The organism is Pseudomonas protegens (genome assembly GCF_003732485.1).
Taxonomy (GTDB): domain Bacteria; phylum Pseudomonadota; class Gammaproteobacteria; order Pseudomonadales; family Pseudomonadaceae; genus Aquipseudomonas; species Aquipseudomonas protegens_B.
On record NZ_MOAK01000034.1, the window covers coordinates 111865 to 117645 of the forward strand.

Sequence of the window (5781 nt, forward strand, 5' to 3'; positions counted from 1 at the left end):
CGTGATCCTGGTGATGGGCGCCAACCCCAGCGACGCCCACCCGGTGTTCGGCTCCCAACTTAAACGGCGCCTGCGTGAAGGGGCCAAGCTGATCGTCATCGACCCGCGACGCATCGATCTGGTGGACTCGGTGCACGCCCGCGCCGAGCTGCACTTGGCTCTGCGGCCAGGCACCAACGTGGCCATGCTCAATGCCCTGGCCCATGTGATCGTCACCGAAGGGCTGGTCAATCAGGAGTTCGTCGACGCCCGCTGCGAGCCGGAAGCCTTTGCCCTGTGGAGCGCCTTCGTCAGCCGCGCCGACAATTCGCCGGAAGTCCTTGGCGCCATCTGCGGCGTACCTGCCGCCGATATCCGCGCCGCCGCGCGCTTGTACGCCACCGGCGGCAACGCCGCGATCTACTACGGCCTGGGCGTCACCGAACACAGCCAGGGCAGCACCTCGGTGATGGGCATCGCCAACCTGGCGATGGCCACCGGCAACATCGGCCGTGAAGGGGTCGGGGTTAACCCGCTGCGGGGGCAGAACAACGTCCAGGGCTCCTGCGACATGGGCTCCTTCCCCCACGAGCTGCCGGGCTACCGACACATCTCCAACCAGGCGGTACGCCAGCAGTTCGAGCAGGCCTGGAACGTCACCCTGCAGGCCGACCCCGGCCTGCGCATTCCCAACATGTTCGAAGCGGCCCTGGGCGGCAGCTTCAAGGGCCTGTACTGCCAGGGCGAGGACATCGCCCAGAGCGACCCCAATACCCAGCACGTGACCGCGGCCCTGTCGGCCATGGAATGCGTGGTGGTGCAGGACATCTTCCTCAACGAAACCGCCAAGTTCGCCCACGTGTTCCTGCCGGGCAGCTCGTTCCTGGAAAAGGACGGCACCTTCACCAACGCCGAACGGCGCATCTCCCGGGTGCGCAAGGTCATGCAGCCCCTGGGCGGCAAGGCCGACTGGGAAGGCACCCTGGCCCTGGCCGCGGCCCTGGGCTACCCGATGCACTACAGCCATCCTTCGCAAATCATGGATGAAATCGCCCGCCTGACCCCGACCTTCACCGGCGTCAGCTACGCCAGCCTCGACCGTCACGGCAGCCTGCAATGGCCGTGCAACGACGCCGCGCCGGACGGCACGCCGACCATGCACATCGACGAGTTCGTGCGCGGCAAGGGGCGCTTCATGCTCACCGGCTACGTGCCCACCGACGAGAAGGTCAATGGCCGCTACCCGCTGCTGCTGACCACCGGGCGCATCCTCAGCCAGTACAACGTCGGCGCCCAGACCCGGCGTACCGACAACGTCGCCTGGCACGCCGAGGACCGTCTGGAAATCCACCCCACCGACGCCGAGAGCCGGGGCATCAACGAAGGCGATTGGGTGGGCATCGGCAGCCGCGCCGGGCAGACCGTGCTGCGCGCCCGGGTTACCGAGCGGGTGGCGCCGGGGGTGGTCTACACCACCTTCCACTTCCCCGAATCGGGGGCCAACGTGATCACTACCGACAACTCCGACTGGGCCACCAACTGTCCGGAGTACAAGGTCACGGCGGTGGAAGTCAGCCGCGTCTATCACCCTTCCGAATGGCAGAAACGCTACCAGGCCTTCAGCGATGAACAGCATCGCCTGCTGGACAAGCGCGGCCGCTCCCGGGATGGCAAGGCGGAGGTGCGCCGATGAGCACCGCCAACCTGATCAAGATGGCCAACCAGATCGCCGCCTACTTCGTCAACGAGCCCAATCAGGACCAGGCGGTGCTCAACGTGCGCAACCACATGCAAATGTACTGGACCCCGGCCATGCGCAAGGAACTGCTGGCCTGGCAGACCGAGCAGCAAGGAGCGGACCTGCACCCTCTGGTACAGAAAGCCGTCAGCCACGCAGGATGGGAGGCCTAGGCAAAGGCTCCCTGGCCGGCTGAACGCCGGCCGGGGACATTCACTGACCGGGGCAACGCTGATCCGCTGGAGGCCTGGACTGGACCGCCAGCGGCAGGCTTGCCCCCGGTTTGCTCAGCGGCAGCAACTGGTACACCGCAAACGCACACATCGCTTGCACCTCGCCTCCGGCCACCGGGATGTAATTCAAGCCGACAAAGGCTTCGTAACTCTTGCCCGGCTCGAACAGCACCACCTTCTTCACCGGCGCACAGGTGCGATAGGTACTGCCATAACTGCCTGCAGCCACGCCTCCCCCTTCCAGCAGAAAAGGCCTGCCGGCGGGCACCCGATACTCGGTGACGACCTCGGTGTAAGCCCCCTCGCCCTTACGGATCGCGCCCACGTAGGACGGCAGCTTCGGCGCGAAACGCGGCAGCATGTCGATCTGCCTTGGCTGCAGCGGAAACTGCGGATAATTGATGTTCGCCTGCTGATCGCTGCCGAAGCGCCCGGCCTTGGCCAGGCGCTTGCTGTCCCCCTGGCAACCGGCATAGGCATCACCGCGCACCTCGCCATTGGTGACCACCCGCAACTGCGCCGTCGGCACGCTCAGGGGCGGTTCCGAATAAGGCAATACCGGCTTGACGCTGCAGGCGCCGAGCAACGACAGCAGCGCCAGCAGCGCCAGCAAGGGGATATTTCCGGGTTTCATTAATGATCTTTCCTTTGTCTGAAGCGGCATGAGCGGCTGAGCAGGCTATCGGCCGAGTGGAAGCAGTCTGCACTGAATCATCGACCAGGCAACCGCGGTTTGACAGTCGCCTGAGTCGGCACTAGCTTCCAAGGCCGTGCCTTTGAGTCAGCAACCAAAAACTCAGGTGAACCCAGTGCTCAAGCCCAATCCCTTGCACCACAACCAGCCCCCTCCATGCGCTGCGGTGTGCCCCCGACAATCGGTTCCCCTTCCCCTGCGCACTCGACGCCTTCTGCACCCGGTTTGCCGTCGCGGCCTGCACAGATCGCTGCCGACACTCGTCCCGCCTTATTAAACGCCTCTTGCCGAACACCCCAGGCGTGTTCGTTCCTGCGTCTCACTGATCTTCGTTTACACACCTAGAACGCTTCGCTCTGGAGAGCGCTGCAGTGCGCAATAGGAAATCCCTAAAGGACTAGCAAGCCCGGCTGATGCCCGGGCGGGAGCACCTATCCATGTCACAAAAAGTGATCGCCTTCTTTCCCGAGGCCGCCTACGGGCCGGCGTTGAACTCCGTGGGTATCGCCCAGGCCTGTGAGGCACTCGGGCACAAGGCCGTATTCCTCACCGACCCTGGCATGCAAGGCGTGTATGCCAGGTTCGGTTTTGAGGAACATCGGGTGAACATGTCCGCGCCGATGCCGGCCGAAGAGATGGCCCGTTACTGGGTCGACTTCATCAACGGCCACCTGCCGAACTTTCGTAAAACGCCCCTGGAGCAGATCGATACCTATGTGAAGGAATGTTGGGCAGCGATCGTCGATACGGCGAAATGGGCGCAGAAGGAACTGCCCGCGGTGCTGGACAGGGTCGAACCCGATCTGGTCTGCGTCGACAACGTCGTGATGTTTCCCGCGATCAAGCAGTACCGCGCGCCCTGGGTGCGCATCATTTCCTGCTCGGAGAATGAAATCGGCGACCCGGACATCCCGCCGCACCTGTCCGGGATGAGCGTTCAGGACAAAGCCGGTCATGAAGGTTTCCGAGCGCGCTTCGAGGAAGTGATCCGCCCGATCCACGAGGACTTCAACCTTTTCCTCCAGACCCAGGGCGAGAAACCCTATCCCCTGGGCACCTTCTGCGAACCCTCGCCGTTCATGAACCTGCTGCTCTATCCCGATGCCGTCCGCTTCAAGCGACGCCACCCCCTGCCTGCCGAACGCTTCCACTACCTGCAAGGCAGCGTGCGTAAGGACAGCCCCTATGAAATCCCCGAGTTCCCGGTACAACGCCACCAGCCATTGCTGTACGTGAGCTTCGGCAGCCTGGGCAGCAGTGACATCCCCTTGCTCAAGCGCCTGATAGACGCCCTCGGCAAACTGCCCTATCGAGCCCTGGTCAATGTCGGCGAGCACTTGGACCAGTACCCGGTATTGCCGGACAACGTGCAGGTTGCCGACTGGCTGCCGCAGCCCTCGGTGATCGCCCAGATGGACGTGGTCATCCACCACGGTGGCAACAACAGCTTCACCGAGTGCCTGTACTTCGGTAAGCCGGCCATCGTCATGCCCTACGTCTGGGACGGCCATGACAACGCCATGCGGGCCCAGGAAACCGGCCACGGCTTCAGGCTCGACCGTTACCAATGGACCGAGGCGCAACTGGCCGAAGCCCTGAGCGCCTGCCTCAACGACAGCGTGCTGCGCCAACGCCTGCAACGCACCAGCGCCCAGATGCAATCGCGCCAGGGCACCGAAGAAGCCGCACGCCTGCTCGATGACCTCCTCAAGTGCGAGGCCCGGCCCAACCTTCGAAAGGGAGTGCAACACAAGGAGCGCGACCGATGAACACACCGCTGCTACAGGATCCGCTGCAGATCACCGACCTGCAGGATTGGGGCGAGATACCAGAGATGCTGGAAGGCCAGTCACGGGTTGCCGGCGTGCTTCTGCACAAGGGTGCACAAGGCCAGTCGGAATGCGGCCTGTGGCGCTGCACTCCCGGCAAGTGGAGGTGCCACGTGACCCGGGATGAGTTCTGTCACTTTCTTGAAGGGCGCTGCACCTATGTCCATGAGTCAGGGGAAGTGATCGAAATCCGACCGGGCAGCAGCGCGTTCTTTCGCCAGGACTGGAAAGGCACCTGCACCGTCCACCAGACGATCAAGAAGGTCTACATGATTCGCTGAAAGCCGTTACTGAGGGACCTTCATTCACCCAGGGTTTCAAGGACAGAACAATGACCAGTTTTACCTGTGAAAGCGCTTTGTACTTTATCAATCCCCACTACCTGACACCCGCCAGCGGCCGGCTTCGCGAAGTCTTCGACCCGGCGACCCTGGAACGCGTCGGGCGCATGGGCCTCGGCGAAAAGGCTGATGTGCAAGCAGCCGTGAATGCCGCCAATACCGCGCAACAGCAATGGGCCAGAGTGGATGCCCGAAGCCGGGCCGCACGTCTGCACGAACTGGCCGAGAGCATAGAGAAAGCGGCTGGACTCAACCGTGAAGTGGCGCAGCTGATGACCCTGGAGACCGGCAAGCCCTTTCCGGAAGCCATGGGCGAGCTGGCCAACTGTGCATCGGTTTTCCGCTACTACGCGGAGATGGCACGGGACGATGCCGGCAAAGTGGCAGGCACCACGCAAACCGGCTCATTCCAGCATGTGCGCTATGAGCCCTATGGGGTCAGCGTGCATATCATGCCCTTCAACTACCCCATTCTGCTGATGTGCTGGACCGTCGCGGCCTCCCTGGCTGCGGGCAACGCCTGCATCATCAAACCGGCGGAAAGCGCCACGCTCTGCACCCTGAAATTTCTCAGCCACTTCACCCGCCTGTTGCCAGGCTTGGTGTGTTGCGTACCAGGCGATGCCCTCACGGCCCAATTGCTGGTGCAATCATCCGGCACCCATGCGGTGGCCTTTACCGGAGGTATCGCCGCTGCCCACGCCGTGGCCGTGACTTGTGCCGATCTGATGAAGCCTTGCGTGATCGAGGCCGGTGGCAGCGATCCGATGATCATCTCCAAACACGCACCTTTGGACGTCGCGGTAGCGGGCGCAGTGACCGCCGCCTTTCATCTGAGCGGACAGATCTGCACCTCGGCCGAACGCCTGTACGTGGTCGATGACATCTATGAGGCATTTGTCACCCGCTTCGTCGAGCGGACCCGCCAACTGCGGATTGGCCACGGCCTGGAGCGCTCCGAGATCGG

The 5781-nt window shown here is 63.3% G+C and carries 6 protein-coding genes; 5 read left to right on the forward strand and 1 reads right to left on the reverse strand.

The window, feature by feature from the left end; translation table 11 throughout:
- Positions 1-1672 (forward strand): formate dehydrogenase subunit alpha (gene fdhF, locus BLX41_RS06090; protein WP_123724167.1); only part of this gene is annotated, 1672 nt, incomplete at its 5' end.
- On the forward strand, positions 1669-1890 hold the full coding sequence (locus tag BLX41_RS06095; RefSeq protein ID WP_123724168.1) for a formate dehydrogenase subunit delta: 222 nt from the start codon (positions 1669-1671) through the stop codon (positions 1888-1890). The genes fdhF and BLX41_RS06095, both read left to right, overlap by 4 nt.
- 40 nt (positions 1891-1930) lie before the next feature.
- On the opposite strand, the gene BLX41_RS06100 is transcribed toward BLX41_RS06095, so the two are convergent.
- Entirely contained in the window at positions 1931-2584 is a 654-nt protein-coding gene (locus BLX41_RS06100) for an amidase (protein WP_123724169.1), read from the reverse strand.
- Positions 2585-3081: 497 nt separating this feature from the next.
- Here BLX41_RS06100 and BLX41_RS06105 point away from each other — a divergent pair, with 497 nt between their 5' ends.
- From BLX41_RS06105 to BLX41_RS34570, 3 genes are all read left to right on the forward strand, one after another.
- Positions 3082-4413: a nucleotide disphospho-sugar-binding domain-containing protein gene (locus BLX41_RS06105; protein WP_123724170.1), complete on the forward strand. Its 1332-nt coding sequence runs from the start codon at positions 3082-3084 to the stop codon at positions 4411-4413.
- Positions 4410-4754 carry a cupin domain-containing protein gene (locus tag BLX41_RS06110; protein ID WP_123724171.1) on the forward strand — a complete coding sequence of 115 codons (345 nt, stop codon included), beginning with the start codon at positions 4410-4412 and terminating at the stop codon, positions 4752-4754. Before BLX41_RS06105 ends, BLX41_RS06110 begins: the two co-directional genes overlap by 4 nt.
- Positions 4755-4804: 50 nt before the next feature.
- Positions 4805-5781, forward strand: a 977-nt coding sequence (locus BLX41_RS34570) for an aldehyde dehydrogenase family protein (protein WP_259744470.1), incomplete at its 3' end; no start/stop codon positions are given.

Bases quoted from the DNA above. Each gene is read 5' to 3' on its own strand.
- BLX41_RS06105 (WP_123724170.1), top strand. From the start codon at position 3,082: ATGTCACAAAAAGTGATCGCCTTCTTTCCCGAGGCCGCCTACGGGCCG.
- BLX41_RS06110 (WP_123724171.1), top strand. From the start codon at position 4,410: ATGAACACACCGCTGCTACAGGATCCGCTGCAGATCACCGACCTGCAG.
- BLX41_RS06095 (WP_123724168.1), top strand. From the start codon at position 1,669: ATGAGCACCGCCAACCTGATCAAGATGGCCAACCAGATCGCCGCCTAC.
- BLX41_RS06100 (WP_123724169.1), bottom strand. From the start codon at position 2,584: ATGAAACCCGGAAATATCCCCTTGCTGGCGCTGCTGGCGCTGCTGTCG.